Annotated in this window: 14 protein-coding genes and 1 pseudogene; 7 read left to right on the plus strand and 8 right to left on the minus strand. The window is 44.4% G+C overall.

Going from position 1 to position 15,459, the window contains the following annotated elements; translation table 11 throughout:
• Nucleotides 1-70 precede the first annotated feature (70 nt).
• A complete protein-coding gene (locus tag N4J56_RS10145) occupies nucleotides 71-742 on the plus strand; it encodes an ATP-binding cassette domain-containing protein (RefSeq protein WP_317106345.1) in 672 nt (223 codons plus the stop codon).
• Nucleotides 743-836: 94 nt separating this feature from the next.
• On the opposite strand, the gene N4J56_RS10150 is transcribed toward N4J56_RS10145, so the two are convergent.
• The 3 genes from N4J56_RS10150 to N4J56_RS10160 all read right to left on the minus strand — a co-directional run bounded on the left by N4J56_RS10150 (nucleotide 837) and on the right by N4J56_RS10160 (nucleotide 5,448).
• On the minus strand, nucleotides 837-1,973 hold the full coding sequence (locus N4J56_RS10150) for a glycosyltransferase (RefSeq protein WP_317106346.1): 1,137 nt from the start codon (nucleotides 1,971-1,973) through the stop codon (nucleotides 837-839).
• Between the two features lie 100 nt (nucleotides 1,974-2,073).
• Entirely contained in the window at nucleotides 2,074-4,317 is a 2,244-nt protein-coding gene (locus N4J56_RS10155) for a polysaccharide biosynthesis tyrosine autokinase (protein ID WP_317106347.1), read from the minus strand.
• 39 nt (nucleotides 4,318-4,356) lie between these two features.
• Nucleotides 4,357-5,448 carry a glycosyltransferase gene (locus tag N4J56_RS10160; protein ID WP_317106348.1) on the minus strand — a complete coding sequence of 364 codons (1,092 nt, stop codon included), beginning with the start codon at nucleotides 5,446-5,448 and terminating at the stop codon, nucleotides 4,357-4,359.
• 774 nt (nucleotides 5,449-6,222) lie between these two features.
• Here N4J56_RS10160 and N4J56_RS10165 point away from each other — a divergent pair.
• The 4 genes from N4J56_RS10165 (at nucleotide 6,223) to N4J56_RS10180 (ending at nucleotide 10,879) form a co-directional block, all read left to right on the plus strand.
• A complete protein-coding gene (locus N4J56_RS10165; protein WP_317106349.1) occupies nucleotides 6,223-6,648 on the plus strand; it encodes a DUF1824 family protein in 426 nt (141 codons plus the stop codon).
• Nucleotides 6,648-7,253, plus strand: coding sequence for a pseudouridine synthase (locus tag N4J56_RS10170; RefSeq protein ID WP_317106350.1), 606 nt, complete (start codon nucleotides 6,648-6,650; stop codon nucleotides 7,251-7,253). The genes N4J56_RS10165 and N4J56_RS10170 overlap by 1 nt, the downstream gene beginning before the upstream one ends.
• A gap of 340 nt (nucleotides 7,254-7,593) precedes the next feature.
• Nucleotides 7,594-9,648, plus strand: coding sequence for a serine/threonine phosphatase (locus tag N4J56_RS10175; protein WP_317106351.1), 2,055 nt, complete (start codon nucleotides 7,594-7,596; stop codon nucleotides 9,646-9,648).
• Nucleotides 9,649-9,652: 4 nt separating this feature from the next.
• Nucleotides 9,653-10,879, plus strand: a complete 1,227-nt coding sequence (locus N4J56_RS10180) for a protein kinase domain-containing protein (RefSeq protein ID WP_317106352.1) — start codon at nucleotides 9,653-9,655, stop codon at nucleotides 10,877-10,879.
• A gap of 131 nt (nucleotides 10,880-11,010) precedes the next feature.
• Here N4J56_RS10180 and N4J56_RS10185 read toward each other — a convergent pair whose 3' ends face one another.
• The 5 genes and pseudogenes from N4J56_RS10185 to N4J56_RS10205 form a co-directional block, all read right to left on the minus strand.
• Nucleotides 11,011-11,229, minus strand: coding sequence for a DUF4327 family protein (locus N4J56_RS10185; protein ID WP_015154334.1), 219 nt, complete (start codon nucleotides 11,227-11,229; stop codon nucleotides 11,011-11,013).
• A 326-nt stretch (nucleotides 11,230-11,555) separates the two neighbouring features.
• The gene (locus N4J56_RS10190; RefSeq protein ID WP_317106353.1) at nucleotides 11,556-12,131 is read right to left on the minus strand and encodes a Uma2 family endonuclease; all 576 of its coding nucleotides are present in this window, start codon (nucleotides 12,129-12,131) and stop codon (nucleotides 11,556-11,558) included.
• An 83-nt stretch (nucleotides 12,132-12,214) separates the two neighbouring features.
• The gene (locus N4J56_RS10195; protein ID WP_317106354.1) at nucleotides 12,215-12,355 is read right to left on the minus strand and encodes a hypothetical protein; all 141 of its coding nucleotides are present in this window, start codon (nucleotides 12,353-12,355) and stop codon (nucleotides 12,215-12,217) included.
• Nucleotides 12,348-12,707 (minus strand): annotated as a pseudogene (locus N4J56_RS40910) (DUF86 domain-containing protein). Before N4J56_RS40910 ends, N4J56_RS10195 begins: the two are co-directional and overlap by 8 nt.
• Nucleotides 12,704-12,994 (minus strand): nucleotidyltransferase family protein, encoded by a 291-nt coding sequence (locus N4J56_RS10205; RefSeq protein WP_317106355.1) that lies wholly within the window; start codon nucleotides 12,992-12,994, stop codon nucleotides 12,704-12,706. The pseudogene N4J56_RS40910 and the gene N4J56_RS10205 overlap by 4 nt, the downstream one beginning before the upstream one ends.
• A gap of 462 nt (nucleotides 12,995-13,456) precedes the next feature.
• On the opposite strand from N4J56_RS10205, the gene N4J56_RS10210 reads away from it, so the two are divergent.
• Together N4J56_RS10210 and N4J56_RS10215 are read left to right on the plus strand one after the other, a co-directional pair.
• A complete protein-coding gene (locus tag N4J56_RS10210) occupies nucleotides 13,457-13,846 on the plus strand; it encodes a tetratricopeptide repeat protein (protein ID WP_317106356.1) in 390 nt (129 codons plus the stop codon).
• Nucleotides 13,847-13,899: 53 nt separating this feature from the next.
• Nucleotides 13,900-15,213: a protoporphyrinogen/coproporphyrinogen oxidase gene (locus N4J56_RS10215; RefSeq protein ID WP_317106357.1), complete on the plus strand. Its 1,314-nt coding sequence runs from the start codon at nucleotides 13,900-13,902 to the stop codon at nucleotides 15,211-15,213.
• The last annotated feature ends 246 nt before the right edge of the window (nucleotides 15,214-15,459 follow it).

Genomic DNA, 15,459 nt, shown 5'->3' on the forward strand with positions numbered 1-15,459 from the left:
GAGCAGGGAGCAGGGAGCAGTCAACCAATAACCATCAACCATCAACTATCAACCATCAACTAGTTCTTATATGGAACCTACTGTTGCTGTCTCTAGTCTTAACCATGCCTTCGGACAAGGGACGCTACGCAAGCCCGTACTGACAGAGATAAATCTAAAAATCTATCCAGGGGAAATTATTATTCTGGCGGGACCATCTGGTAGCGGTAAGACAACACTATTATCGCTTATTGGCGGATTGCGCTCGGTACAAGCAGGAAGTTTGAAAGTGCTGGGAAAAGAACTACAAGGAATTGGTAAACATCAGCTGACTAAGGTACGTAACCAAATTGGCTTTATCTTCCAACACAACAACCTATTGAAATGTCTTTCTGCTGCTGGTAATGTCCGTATGTCTTTGAAGCTACACCCAGAAATTCCCAAACGGGAGTATCGACAACGAATTACAGCAATTCTAGAATCTGTCGGACTGGACGATAAAATCGATTCCTACCCAGCTTTTCTTTCTGGCGGACAACAGCAACGAGTGGCGATCGCTCGTGCTTTGGTGGCTCAACCGAAATTAGTATTAGCCGACGAACCAACCGCAGCTCTGGACAGCAAGACTGGACGAGATGTCGTTGATGCGATCCAGCGTCTTGCCAAAGAAACAAATTGCTCTGTTTTGCTCGTCACCCACGACAATCGAATCTTGGATATTGCCGATCGCATTATCCAGATCGAGGATGGGAGAATCAAGTGAGAAGTCGTAAGTCGTAAGTTGTGAAGAGGTTGTAGGGTGTGGGGTTGAATTGCTCCCTGCTCCCTGCTCCCTGCTCCCTGCTCCCTGACAACTGTTAACTGTTAACTGACTTCAAAAGCTGCTCGATCTGCCGATTTATCTCATTCAATTCAAACCGTTGACTGGCTGAAATTTGGGCTTGATGGGCGATCGCACCAGCTAATTCAGGTTGCTGCCGACAAGTATTAACTACTTCTGCTAACCGTGTTGCATCTCCTAGTGGTACGAGCCAACCCGTTTTTCCCGTTTCTACGAGTTCTACTGCGCCCCCTGCTTGGGTTGCTACCACTGGACGACCGCAAAGCATGGCTTCGACAATAACGCGCCCGAAGGGTTCGGCAGCAATGGATGTATGGGCAACTAAATCACAGGCTGCCATTAATGACACCACATCGCTACGAAAGCCTAAGAATTGGACTCTTGGTTCTAATCCTAGCTCCGCAACTTGCTGATGTAATTGTTGCTTGTAGTCCTGTTCGCCAAATAAAGCATCTCCAACAAATATTGCTGTCACTTCTGGCGGACACTGCGTTAGCGCTTCTAGAAGCACGTGCTGTCCTTTCCACGGTGCAAGTCGGCTGAAATGTCCGACAACAAATTTGCCTTCTAGTCCCAATTCCTGCCTTGTCTGAGCTACAGAATTTTCCTGTTGATACAACTGGGGGGCAAATCCGTTGTAGACAACATGAACGAGTTTGGGATTTCCCCCTGCGGCGAGGAAAGCTTTTTGACTAGCTTGAGAGTTAGCAATGACTAACGAGGCACGATTTGCCAAAGTTACAGCTAAACGCAAGTTGGTGCGGCTAAAATGCTCGGTTGAGAGAATGTCATGTAGATGATAGACCAAAGGGCGGCGACTGAGGAGGGATGCGATCGCTCCTACTACCAGTGCTTTTTGCGTATTGGCATAGATGATGTCATATTCGCGAGCAATTTTGGCAACGCGGGTAATCAAAGGCAGCAACTGACCGAGGCTACTCGCGCCTTGGAGCAACCCACTGTCTTTACTCACTTGTAGCGATCGCCCAGTTAGCACCTGCACCGGAATTTCGTGCTGTTGGAGTAAATCTTTAAACCCACCATCGGCGAACAAACCAACTAAACAGCGATCGCGATATGGTTTAGCAATATCCAACAGACAAAGCTCTGCCCCTCCTGGCTTACCACTTTGATCTAGGAATAGAATTTTCATAGGAATTAGTAATTGGTAATTGGTCATTAGTCATCGATCGCTTATTGCTAGTCATTTTGACTTTTGACTTTTGACTTTTGACTTCCCCATTACCCATTACCTAACTTCCCCAAACTTTTTTCAGCTCAACTCCTTGTTCTCTAGAGTAGGCTCCATAGCCGTAAGAAACGTTACTCACACCATTTGCCACCACTCCAATCACGTTAAGCTTTCTCAGCATGGCGTTGGCTTGCACTAATTCTGTCTTCTTCACCATACCGACGCGAGAAACTAGCACAACACCTGTACAGCAAGAAGCGGCAATCATGGCATCTACCATACCCAGTAAAGGTGGAGCGTCGAGTAAAATCAAATCGTAATTTTGCTCGAATCCTGCCATCAACTCTCGCATCCGTTGCGAGCTGAGTAGGTTGGCTGGGTCTTCTGGCTGTGGTCCAGCAGTCAAAATGTCTATGTAGGAGCCAGAAGACTGAATTGCATTATGCGTCGGCAGCGTAGCATCGCTACTCAACAGGGTAGACAGTCCGTAATCGTTGGGTAGATTCAGGATTTGATGTAAACTCGGACGGCGCAAGTCGGTATCGATCAATAATACCCGCTGGTGCAGCCGCGCCGCACTTAAAGCTAAACCCAAGGCTAAAGTAGATTTACCCTCACCTGCTACGGCGGAAGTCACTACCAAAGATTTGAATGCAGCCATTTCGTTCATCAACTGGAGATTGCGATAAATCAAATCCAGCGATTCCCAAGATGGGGGCCAATTTCGGACTTGTACCGTCCAGGGCGACAGGTGAAGCGGCTTGCCAAAGGGTAAACTGACTTCTGGCTGTGCGACTCTGCCTCTGGGCAATTCTGGAGTCATGCCCAACAATGGTAGCTCAAACTGTCTCTCCAAGTCTTCGGAACTGTGGACGGAATCATCGACGGCATCGCGCAGAAAGGCGGCTAAGCTACCCAGCATCAACCCTGCAACTAGACCCAACAACAAGTTCAACTTCAAGTTGGGACCGACTTTCAATCCTAGACGTGGTTCTTCCAAAGCTTGCCAGTCAAATCCACCTCTAGCAATTTCTAAACTTAATTCTTGCTGCGCTCTCAATAGCTGCTGGAGTTTATCGCGGTTAATTTGGACGAAGGGAACTAGACGGTTGTATTCTGCCAATAGTACTGGGAAGCGCTTGAGATCGCTACGTAGTTTCTGTTGCGTTTGCGCTAGACTGTTATCCCGCGCCCGCATCGCGTTCATATTTGTCTGTACTTCGATCAATTGACCTGCAAGATTGAGGTCGAGCGCTCCTAGTTGTCCTTGCTGGAGAATACCATCTCCCCCATTGCTAGCAGCAGCGGCTGCTTGGGATGCTTGTCCCTCACCTAGAACTCGTCCGCCTTCCTGCTTCATCATGCTCAGCAGGTTTTGCCGTTGTTCGAGTAATTTTTTCACGTTGGGGTCTTCATCTGTGAAGACAACTCGCCGCTGCGATAGGGCAAGTTCCGTTCTCTGCAACTCGTTGAGTAGCGTTTGATAGCGAGATGATTGGCTCAAGCGGGAAGCAACTAGCGCTTGTTGCGGAGAACGAGCGAGTTGCTGTTGCAGTTGACCGTAGCGTGCCTGCAAGTCATTATACTGAGCGCGAATGACTTCCCGCTCCTGCGCGATCGCGTTTAACGAGTTGTTGACCGTTGCCGCTTGTTGTTCTGGATCGATCAGGTTATTGTTTTTGCGAAACTCTTCTAACTTGTTTTCCGCTTGATCGACTGTTTTCGTCACAGCAGGGATTTGTTCGTTAATAAACTTCAAACCCTTTTTCAATCTCTGCTCTTGTTGTTCGCGATTATAAATTTGATAAACTGTGTGGACGGCTTTCAGGACTTTTTGCGCTTTAATCGGATCGTTTGCTGTATAAGTCGCCTCGACGATCTTGGTATTGGCTTTTTCTTCAACAACTTGTTTTAGTACTAAGTTTTTCTTCACCTCCGCTACTGTAAGCGTAGGATATTCGGAGCGGAGAATATCGACTGCCCTTTGAATCAGCAGCGAACTACGCATGACGTTAATTTGCGTGGCATAGTCGTCAATCGTGACTCCAGAATCAGCATACTGCTCGCCTTGTCGCGGGGTCGTGCCATCTTTCTTCCCCTGATAATTCGGCTCGATCAGCAACTGCATCTCGCTCTGATATGTAGGCTTGGAGATTAAGGTAAACACAGTGGCAATCGTCAACACCGCTCCCATAACCCCCAGCAGCCAGTAGCGACGGCGCATCAAAACTGCTAACAACTGCCCGTAACCACCGTCTGATTCTTCGACGGTCATGGGCATATGACTTTCATTTACTCTTACCATGCCTAGCACTCCAAACAGTCTACAACGATCCTAATGAACTTATGCAATGCTACTCACCGTATCGGCGATCGCCCGTTCAACTTTGCTAAAAAACGCTTGTTCTGAAAAATGACTCAGGGCGTGATGGCGAATCTTGCCGTAATCCCACTGAATTTCTTTGGCAGCAAGCAAAGCATTTTGGATTGCATCTGGCGATTGTCTGTAAAAGAATACTCCTGTATGCCCTGGAATTTGAGTGTCTATGACTCCTCCCGCGCCATAGGCAATTACGGGCGTACCGCTGGCATTTGCTTCTACTGGTACTAGTCCATAATCTTCTAAAGCCGCGACAACTACAGAGCAAGCTTTTGACATCAAATATTTTCGTTCGGCATCGCTGACGTGTCCTAAAAATCTGACGTTCTTCAGCGCCTTTGACTCTAGCCGTTGGCGTTCCGGTCCGTCGCCGATGATGAATAGGGGTAACCCTAGCCAATTGAAGGCTTCAACAATTACGTCAATTCGTTTGTAACTGATCAGACGAGCTGAAGCTAAATAAAAATTTTCCTTGTCGTTAGAAAAAGCAAAATTACCGCTATTAATTGGATAGTTAATCACCAGCGCTGGTTTGCCGTAGTGCTGGTTAATTCGTCGAGCTACGATACTAGAGTTAGCAATATAAAGGTCTGGTTCTTGAGCATAAACTCGGTCAACCTCTCGCATTTTACGAAAGATCAATTCAATTAATGGGTAGAAATAATGATAGTCTCCATACTCTCTCAAGTAAGTTTTTGTATCCCACAAAAACCGAGTCACGTTATGGCAAAAGCAGATGTGTTGCGCTCCCTTTCTCTTTTTCACAGCTTTGGCAAAGCTGCTGCTGCTACTAATAATGAGATCGTAATCCTGTAAATCTAGAGAGCGAAAAGCAGGGAAATAGAAAGGAGCCAGCATTCTGAAATATTTCGCTGCGCCTGGAATTTTTTGTAATCCTGTAGTGTGAACTATGCGGTTACCTAAATCGACAGTCTGTTCGGGATCGTATACGGAAGTAAAGATGTCTGCTTCGGGATAGCGTTGACAAAGCAGTTCAAAAACTCGCTCTGCACCACCTCTTTGCGTTAGATAATCGTGAACTAGGGCTATCTTCATGAAAAAATAATAGAATTTTATTTAGTAGGTCAAACTTTAGGAACAAGCTTTATCGCAATTCATCTGTTACAGCCGCTAACGTACAAATAATTATGCCTCCAGAGATAGTAAGTGTTGGGATAAGCTGGCATTTGCGTAGATACACTGAAAATTTAGGTAAACAGAAATTATTATACTCAACTTGTTATCGAGAACTGAGGGAATCGCATACTTACTCGGAAAAATTTACCTAAACTTTAAATAATTGAGCATTGGAAGCATCAGCAAAAAACGAATCTTATTTGAGGGAGAATCGCAGTTCGCGTTCTCTACTCAATTGGACTTGACGCAGTTACAGAGGAATTAGTTGCATTGAATACAGGATTCACAACGTATTAGCAGAATTACTGAAACTAAAATCGAGGTTCATGCTTTGCTCATATTTTTCGGTCAATCCAAACCAAATCTATAGTTGGGTAGAATAGTTAACATCGATCGAACTCAACTGAGGTAACAGATCGCGGTAAGTTGGAAAAGCCAGTAACTTCTGACTTTCCGTATGCTACGATGAAGGACTAAACTTTAACCTGACTTCGCGATCGGCGAGAATTTAGCCTCGACCAATCGATTATAGGTCTAGTTCTAGACAATGTTTTGAAAATAGTTTGGAATCAGCTTGCCTATTCTTTAGAAGTTACTTCAGGCTGTAAATTCTTCCCTCCGTGTTGCTTGGCATAGATTGTTCTACTATGGCAACAAGCAGAGCTTCAGGCGTTATTTCATGCATCACTGCTTATGTCTCAGCCACTTTCGGATCGTTTCGCGATCGCCACAGCGCAAAAATTACTGGAAACTTTTAGTTGTTTGGAAGTTAAACCTGTAGAATCGGCAGCAGAAGCCGCCCAGTTGCAACAAGCATTAGTACTACTAAGCACGCAAGCAGATTTCGTCAACTTCGGAATTTGTGCCGACACGCCAGAGCAGGGGCTAGCAGCATTAGCATCTTATGCCAAAGCTCTAGGATATTCAGTTGCGATCGCTCCTACCGATTTAGCTGCGGCGATCGCTCCGGTATATATTAAATTCAACGGTCAAAGACAGACGTACTACCTCGACTCCTACACGGGTACGTATCGCGGCGTGCTGGTATCCTATCATTCATTGGTAGAGGAATCAGTCAACGGTACTTACGGTTATTTGCCGTTGGATTTGTTTCAGTAATGGATAAATACCGTTACATTCTTTTTAATAAACCCTACGGGGTGTTGAGCCAGTTTAGCGATGGCGATCGCGAAGGTGCAAAAGAGCGGCGCACGCTCAAAGATTACATTCCCATTCCCAAGGTTTATCCCGTCGGTCGCTTAGACTGGGATAGCGAGGGATTGATGCTACTAACCGATCGCGGACAACTTCAACATCGACTTGCCGATCCTAAATTTGGACATAGCCGCACTTATTGGGCGCAAGTAGAACGAATTCCAAATGCATCAGCGATTCAGCAGTTAGAACAAGGAGTGATAATTGAAAATTATCGAACTCGACCAGCCAAAGTTAAACTGCTAGAACCCGAACCAACCTTACCACCACGAGATCCGCCAATTCGCGATCGCAAAAATGTGCCTACAGCATGGTTAGAACTAGTCCTGACAGAAGGGAAAAACCGTCAGGTAAGGCGGATGACGGCTAAAGTAGGATTTCCCACCTTACGCTTAGTCCGAGTAGCGATCGCTCACCTACACATAGGCGATTTGTCCCCCGGTCAATGGCGTGACTTAACCGCCCCAGAGCTAAAATTACTTTTAAAGGATTTAGGAATTAGGGGATAGGGAAAGAGGACAAGGGAGACAAGGGAGACAAGGGAGACAAGGGAGCAGGTGAGCTTTGTGTGCTTTGCGTGCAGGTGTAGGGGAGCAACTACCAACTACCAACTACCTATTACCCATTACCACTCTTCACTGATAACTGACAACTGATAACTGCTAAGCTGAACAAAGTATTGATTTTTTAAGCCTCGTAGCTCTACTTGGGTATATCCTGCTATTATCTATAGCTCAAACTATTCCTGAGTAGGGAAAAGTGACTTGTGACGACTTGGATGGGTAGCCAGTTTTCTGCCGTCATCAGGGATAAAACTGCTCCTAAAATGGGAAGACAAGGAAGTTAAAGATGCTGATTTGCCCCCAGTGTCAGAGCGAAAATGCCAATACCAACAAGTTTTGTCAAGGTTGTGGAACTCCCCTAACCTTCAAGTTTTGTCCTGATTGCGGAACTCAGGTGGCTTTAAACGCAAAACTGTGCCATAACTGCGGCGCTCAAACGGGGACAGTGTGGTGGGCGATCGTGATGGGAGTTGTAGAGCCGCAGGAAGGCTCGCCTGTTAGCAACTCAGGAGTCGTAGAAGTGCTGGACGTAGCAGGAGAACCAAAAATTGTAGAATCGCTCCCCAGCAGTATATCTCAGCAGAAGTCAGAGGGAACTGCTCCACCTGCTCCCTTGGCTCTCTCTCTTACCACTCACCACTCACCACTCACCACTTCTGCTTTACCAGCAGGAGCTTATTTAGATCTACAGCAGCGCTATCAGTTGCTCGATCCGTTGGAAATGCCTTTGAATCCAAGCGATCGCATAGAGGCGCAAGTGAGAGTCCTTGACTGCCAGCCATTTCAACTATCGCCCCTAGAAGCAGGCGCAAATGTGATGGTGGCACAATCAATTCCCGCGATCGCCAAAACCTATGTTGCCCTCAACTCCAAATTTGGTGAAAAATCTAGTCAAAAGCTACCTAAAATTCACGATGCTTGGCAGCAGGGAAACCAGCAAGTGATCCTGATTGCCGATCGCTCCGATTGGCAAGATCTGATGCAGATGTGGCACGAACGCAGCACAACTCCAATGCAGATTATGCAGTGGTTTGAGGATATGGTACGGCTGTGGCACGAACTGGAGCCTTGGCATTGTTGCCAAAGTTTATTGGAGCTATCTAATTTGCGCGTGGATGCGACTGGGAATTTTGGATTGCAACGCTTATATCCCGATCCAAATCAAGGAAATTTAAGCTTGCAAGATTTGGGGCAGATTTGGCAGCAGTTATTTCAAGAGTCTCAACGCACTAAATTTGGTTCCTTGGTGGAGTTGCTGTTGGATTTAACTGCGGGCGACATCCAGACAACAGATGAGCTACAATCGCGCCTGCAAGCTACGAGTAGTGAATTACAATTAGAGGCGATCGACGCACCTTATTCTCCTTCAGTATTGAATACACAGGAGGCAGCTGCCGATCGAGGAAAAGTTGGAGTAACTTTAAATAACTCTGCTGCACCAACTGTTATTCAGATGAACGAATCTCAAGAGAATTTTATGAAAAGCGAGGAGTTACCGACTCTAGTGCTGCCAATGCATTTGGTTAGCATTGAGGATGCGGGTAACACTGATGTCGGTCGTCAAAGGCATCATAACGAGGATTGTTTTGGTATCATCACCAAAGTCGATAAATACGTGTTTCCTAGCGATCGCACGATTGAGGCACAAGGTATTTATATTCTTTGTGATGGCATGGGCGGACACGCTGGTGGTGAGGTAGCTAGTGCGTTAGCAGTGAAGAAGCTACAAGAATACTTTCACGCCAATTGGCAACCGTACCAATCTTTACCCAATGAAGCTTCCATCCGCGAGGCAATCCGCATTGCCAATCAAGGAATTTTTGACCTCAACCAGCAGGATGCCCGTTCGGGTGTCGGACGGATGGGAACGACTTTGGTACTCGTTCTCGTCCGCAACAATCAAATGACTGTAGCTCACGTTGGCGATAGCCGTCTCTATAGCTTCAGCCGCAAGCGCGGGTTAGAGCAAGTCACCTTGGATCACGAAGTGGGACAGCGAGAGATTCTGCGGGGCGTGGAACCAGCGATCGCTTATGCCCGTCCTGATGCCTACCAACTGACGCAAGCATTGGGTCCAAGGGACGAAAATTATGTCAATCCTGATGTCAGCTTTGTGGAATTAAATGAAGACACTCTGTTGATATTAGTATCGGATGGAGTTTCAGATAATGGGCTACTAGAGCAACATTGGGAAACCCACATCGAACCCCTACTTAACACGGGCGCTAGCTTAGAACGAGGTGTCAGCGAATTGATTGAATTAGCTAATCAGTACAACGGGCATGACAATATTACCGTTGTCTTAGTACGGTTGAAAGTGCGCCCGAAGTTGGAGCATTAATTGTGTGGTTACGCTATACCTGCTACATCCACAACAATCCAAACCCCTGCACCAATGGCAATTCGAGGATGCGTCAATTATTCGGATTGGTCGCGCCCCCGATAACGATGTAGTTTTGGCAGATCCTCTCGTTTCCCGCCATCATTTACTGCTCCAGCGGCAAAATGGAGAAGATTCATCGAGTCACGTTTGGCAGCTGATCAATCAGGGGACGAACGGGACTTTTTTAGATGGAGTGTTAATCTCTCAAAGCGCGATCGCCGATGGGTCGATAATTCAACTAGCAAAAGGTGGTCCTAGTCTCAGGTTTCAATTTCAACCTCCTAGTACCAAAGCAAGGGAGAAGATTTGCACTCATAGCGGTAATTCGCCACAGAACCTATTCTGCATTCACTGCGGTCAGCCCCTTTCAGTACAGCAGACGATTCACCAGTATCAGGTGTTACGTATTTTAGGACAGGGGGGAATGGGAACGACATATCTTGCTTGGAATCCCAGCCAGAAAAAGCATCTGGGGAACAATTCAACTCGCAAGTCTCAACCCCAATTACTCGTCCTGAAGGAAATGAATGCTGAAATTGCCAAGGTTGCCAAGGCTCAAGAACTGTTTGAGCGGGAAGCTAATGCCTTGAAGCATCTAAACCATGTAGGAATTCCCAAATATTACGATTTTTTCGTCGAAGACGGGAAAAAATACTTGGCGATGGAACTAATTCACGGTCAAAATTTAGAGCAGATAATTTATAAATACGGTCCTGTCACTTCAGCAAAAGCGATTGATTGGATGCTGCAAGCGTGTGAAATTTTAGAATACATTCACAGCCAAGAGCCGCCGCTAATTCACCGCGATATTAAACCCGCTAATTTGATGTTGCGATCGCTCGATAATCGGATTGTGGTGCTAGATTTTGGCGCTGTGAAAACTGGTGGAACTGCTTTTGTGACGCGGATTGGTGCTGAGGGATATTGCGCTCCCGAACAAGAACGCGGACACCCATTAATTCAGTCTGACCTTTACGCGATCGGACCTACTTTAATTTTTCTACTGACGGGCGAAGCGCCGTATAAATTTTATCGTCCTAGTAGTAAAGGCTATCAATTTCAATTAGATGGTATACCAAATGTGACTCCCGAATTGCAGGCAGTCATTACAAGGGTGACGGAGACTAAACCTAGCGATCGCTATGCCACAGCTAAAGAACTGGCAATAGCACTGAGCGAGTGTCACTGATTTAGCAATTTGCACGGACAAAATAAGTCTGCTGGCGCAGACTAGATAGTAAGGTAGCCTACGCAGGTAGGCTTTGTTTGTATGCGCCTCAGACCTAATCGTCTGAGGGCAATTTTAATTGCGGACAGAATCTATTCTTCGTCCCAAGCTTCTACCGATAGCAGTTCGCTGACGGGATCTTGCATGGAAAAGCCAAAATCTGTTAATTCCTGCTTCCAATAAGACCATTCATTACCAAATACGAGGGCAATTTTCCAGATACTATCTGTTGGTCTAACAATTTTGGATTCTACGAGCGAACGGATCTGGTGCTGGAACTTCACCATTGGGTGAATAACAGGCTGAGCCATAAGTTTTACTTAGATTTTCAATTGAGTTTGCTAAATACCTAACCTGAAACGCTTCCGAATTTTGATTAACACCGATGCGTGGAGTTTTTCTTCGGCGCAGAAGCAATTCTCTACTCTTGTACTCTACCACAAATGATTTGGCAAGTACCTTGACAATTGTTATTGGTTCGGGAATTACTACTGTGCCAGTTGAGTAACTGGAATCCAGGGAAGTGAAATTGGACGCTAAAAGCGATTGGGTTTTCTTAGCTATGTAAAATATGATAACAATAATTGCTGCTCTTTGATGCTGTAGGGTTAATTAGTATTAGGCGATCGCCCCAGGCTTAGACAAAAATTCGCTGTAAATTTAACACGAAACCTGGCAACACATCTTCACCAGATAAAGTTAAAGGAGCTAGCAAAACTTCTACGGGTTTTCCCTGACGATAAATTTCTACTTGACGATCTTGAGGATTAATTAACCAACCCAAACGCGCACCATTGTCTATATATTCCTGCATCTTAATTTGCAGATCTTCCAGAGCATCGGTGGGGGAGCGCAACTCGACTACAAAGTCAGGACATAGGGGAACGTAACCATCTTGCTGTTGTTGGCTCAAAGCATCCCAGCGTCGTCTTTCTACCCAAGAGGCATCGGGAGAACGCTTTGCACCATTTGGCAGCACGAACAAGACGTTAGAATCAAACCCTTCTCCCAAATGCAAGTTTGTTTCTACCCAAGCATCTAATTGTCCAGTTATACTGCGATTCTTGCGGCTAGATGTTCCTCCTGTGGGTGGCACAATAATTAAATCTCCTGCTGCTGTTTGTTCAAAATTCCACTCTGGATTAGCTCGGACGATGCGTTCAAAGTCTACATCCGAGAGTTTTAATGAATTGATTGTCAGGCTACTGTTCATAGCGATAGATCTACAGACAATGCTTCTGGTTCAAATGTATCATTAATGGGCGATCGCAGAAAAACTCGATGAAATTGTGGTTATTATGAATATGCTAGTTTTGTTCGGCGGCGATCGCATATTCTTTTGAAAGGCGATCGCGCTCTTGTTAGCCAGTCATGAAAAAGTTTTCCGAAAAATAGCGCTAAACCTAGATGGAAATTTCCAGTATTAGCTTCACTCATCAAACCTCACTTGAGTCTCCTCTTGCTGCAAAATCACCTTAATTTTCTCCTCTAGATCTGGTAGATCCTGCTCGATAACGTCCCAAATAATCTTGAGATCAATACCACCCAAATAGTCATGCACTAGAATATTTCGGAAGCCTGAAATACTGCGCCAGTCAATCTCGGTTGCCCCTGCTTTCAGCTCTTCAGAAAGGCGTTGTGTTGATTCTGCTAAAGTCTACAAGCGGCGCAGCGTGGCATCTTGTATCATTGTGTTAGTAAAAAATGCCTCTCTGCCTGGGGATGTATAATCTTTAATTCGCTCTATGCAATCACTAATATATATAAGATAAGCTCGGTCATTTGTCATATTGGCACTGCCTCTAGGAGAACCTGTTCTCGAATTAGCTGATGCAGCCCATTTTCTATCACAATATCGACCTTACAGCCTAGCAAATCTTCCAGATCGGCTAACAAGCCACCAGGGAACCAACGGCTATGGTTTTCTGCCACATCAATTAACAAATCGATATCGCTGTTCTCTGAAGCTTCCCCCCGTGCTACCGAACCAAAAATTCGTACATTGTAAGCTCCATGTTTGGCAGCAATTTGTAAAATTTCTTCCCGTTTGGCTTTGAGCAACTCCTCAATTCTCATAACTCAGTCCTCTTAAGCGATTAGTTTAAATTTGCTTCAAATTTATTTGATTTCTTCAAAGGACTTCATTTTGTCGTAGCTTTATTCAACTCTCTCCATTTTACAACCAAGATGAGTTAGCTTTAGCAGTACCTACTACTCACTACTGCATCTATGGAAATAGTTGCTGTTGTAGCAGAGTGCGATCGCACATTCTCTGTAGAGGCATATTTTCTTAAACAAGTATTAAGTATTTAACTCTCTTCCCGTAAATTTACTGAATTATATCTTTGTTCGTTGGTAAGTAGATTAGATCTCTCCGTGAAATTGCGCTTGAGTAACCCAAAGGGGTAGCGTTAAATAGCTATGTCAGGGTGCTAAATCTACTTAACTAAAAACTTTTGGTAATAACTAGTAATGGAGGCGATCGCTCTTACATGAGAAGTGGGTAATTTAGAGCTATCCTTTACCCACAGTTTCTATATGGCGAAAAGACGAATCGAACGGATAGCTGCTGTTATATCAATTGTCTCTTTCGGTGGCTCGATGATTTTTGCTGCTGTACAAGCTATTAGTAGCGGCTTGAATCAGGCTGAGGTCATTCCTCAGCCAGCTGCTGCGGCTAAGCCATCTCCGGTATCGTTACCAAAATCAAAAATTCAAGCTCAGGAGCGCGAATATGAAATTGTTTTAAAAAGCGAACCAAATAATCAAATGGCGCTAGAAGGATTGGTGGATGTTAGACTTCAGATGCGCGATCAAAAAGGAGCTATGCAACATCTAGAAAAGCTGATTCAACTCAATCCTAATAAGCAGTACTATAAACAGTTATTAGAGCAAGTTAGGAAACAAGATAAAAAAGCGAATTCTTAGATATCACATATTCTTAATAGCCTTCTACAACTACGCAATACTATTAAATTAATATGAAAGGAAATAGAACATTCATTCTTGGAGCAGGGATTACAGGACTAGCAGCAGGCTTATCATCCAATTCTCCTGTTTATGAAGCTTCAGCAATGCCTGGAGGTATCTGCGGTTCTTATTATATGAAACCTCAAGGCACAGAGCTTTTAGCGAATAGCCCTAACGACCAAGAAGCTTATCGTTTTGAATACGGCGGTGGACATTGGATTTTTGGCGGCGATTCATCTATATTACACTTCATCCAATCGCTCACTCCTCTAAAGTCCTACAATCGCTTATCTAGTGTTTACTTTGATCGTCAAAAACTCTATGTTCCCTATCCGTTACAAAATCATCTTAGTTATTTAGGTAAAGAGATAGCTGCTAAGGCATTAACAGAAATAGCTTCAAATTCTAAGATTCATCCGAAAACATGGGCGGAATGGCTGGAGCAATATTTTGGCAGTACCCTCAACGAATTATTCTTTGCTCCTTTCCATAAGTACTATACGGCTGGGCTTTGGGATAGCATTGCACCCCAAGATGCTTATAAGTCACCAGTAAATTTGTCACTTGTTATTCAAGGTGCATTTGATAAAACGCCACCTGTAGGATACAACACAACTTTTGTATATCCAGCAGAGGGCTTGAATACTCTAGTACAGAGAATGGCATCGCTTTGTGATGTTCGCTATGGAAAAAAAGTGGTGCAAATCGATATAAAGCGGAAAGAAGTAATTTTTGCTGATGATTCTGGAACTCATTATGAAACGTTAATCTCAACTCTACCGCTCAATTATATGATGCAAATGACAGGACTTGAGGTTCCTTCTGAGCCAGATCCATATACGTCAGTATTAGTGCTGAATATTGGAGGAACAAAAGGCTCTAACTGCCCTGACGATCATTGGCTATACACTCCTGATAGTAAATCTGGCTTTCACCGAGTTGGGTTTTATAGTAATGTTGACAAATCTTTTCTTCCCATGTCTTCGAGGAAAAATGCGGATCGAGTCAGTATTTATGTAGAGAGAGCTTACTTGGGAGGAGATAAGCCAGCAGCTGATGAGGTAAGAGAATATAGTCAGAGTGTAGTACAAGAGTTGTGCGACTGGGGCTTTATTCAACAAGCAGAAGTAGTAGATCCTACATGGATTGATGTAGCTTATACCTGGTCTTGGGCTGGTTCTAGTTGGAAACAACAATCTATTCAAATGCTAGAAAAATACGACATCTATCCAGTGGGTCGATATGGGCGTTGGATTTTTCAAGGAATTACAGATTCTATTAAGGATGGTTTTTTTGTTGGTGCAGGATTTAAGAAGTATCAATGACAATAGTATCTTTAAATTATTTGAAACAGAATAGTTTTATTTATCGTTTAAATAAAACTATTTTTATTTTTGTTGCAGTGTAGGAATAATTAATAATAAATAAAGTGATTAGAACTGTTTTAAATCCTGTAAATCTTTGTATCTACAAAAAAAACATTGGCGATTCCGCTGTAATTGAAAATATTGGAAGTAATATTTTATCTATTAAATGCAATACTAAAAGTCTGAATTAATCCTACACTCAAA

Origin of the sequence: Chroococcidiopsis sp. SAG 2025 (assembly GCF_032860985.1) — a bacterium.
In the GTDB taxonomy this organism is placed as follows: Bacteria; Cyanobacteriota; Cyanobacteriia; order Cyanobacteriales; family Chroococcidiopsidaceae; genus Chroococcidiopsis.

Excerpts from the sequence above, each read along its gene's own strand:
- N4J56_RS10145 (WP_317106345.1), top strand. The coding sequence starts at position 71 with ATGGAACCTACTGTTGCTGTCTCTAGTCTTAACCATGCCTTCGGACAA.
- N4J56_RS10150 (WP_317106346.1), bottom strand. The coding sequence starts at position 1,973 with ATGAAAATTCTATTCCTAGATCAAAGTGGTAAGCCAGGAGGGGCAGAG.
- N4J56_RS10155 (WP_317106347.1), bottom strand. The coding sequence starts at position 4,317 with ATGGTAAGAGTAAATGAAAGTCATATGCCCATGACCGTCGAAGAATCA.
- N4J56_RS10160 (WP_317106348.1), bottom strand. The coding sequence starts at position 5,448 with ATGAAGATAGCCCTAGTTCACGATTATCTAACGCAAAGAGGTGGTGCA.
- N4J56_RS10165 (WP_317106349.1), top strand. The coding sequence starts at position 6,223 with ATGTCTCAGCCACTTTCGGATCGTTTCGCGATCGCCACAGCGCAAAAA.
- N4J56_RS10170 (WP_317106350.1), top strand. The coding sequence starts at position 6,648 with ATGGATAAATACCGTTACATTCTTTTTAATAAACCCTACGGGGTGTTG.
- N4J56_RS10175 (WP_317106351.1), top strand. The coding sequence starts at position 7,594 with ATGCTGATTTGCCCCCAGTGTCAGAGCGAAAATGCCAATACCAACAAG.
- N4J56_RS10185 (WP_015154334.1), bottom strand. The coding sequence starts at position 11,229 with ATGGCTCAGCCTGTTATTCACCCAATGGTGAAGTTCCAGCACCAGATC.
- N4J56_RS10190 (WP_317106353.1), bottom strand. The coding sequence starts at position 12,131 with ATGAACAGTAGCCTGACAATCAATTCATTAAAACTCTCGGATGTAGAC.
- N4J56_RS10195 (WP_317106354.1), bottom strand. The coding sequence starts at position 12,355 with ATGAGTGAAGCTAATACTGGAAATTTCCATCTAGGTTTAGCGCTATTT.
- N4J56_RS10205 (WP_317106355.1), bottom strand. The coding sequence starts at position 12,994 with ATGAGAATTGAGGAGTTGCTCAAAGCCAAACGGGAAGAAATTTTACAA.
- N4J56_RS10210 (WP_317106356.1), top strand. The coding sequence starts at position 13,457 with ATGGCGAAAAGACGAATCGAACGGATAGCTGCTGTTATATCAATTGTC.
- N4J56_RS10215 (WP_317106357.1), top strand. The coding sequence starts at position 13,900 with ATGAAAGGAAATAGAACATTCATTCTTGGAGCAGGGATTACAGGACTA.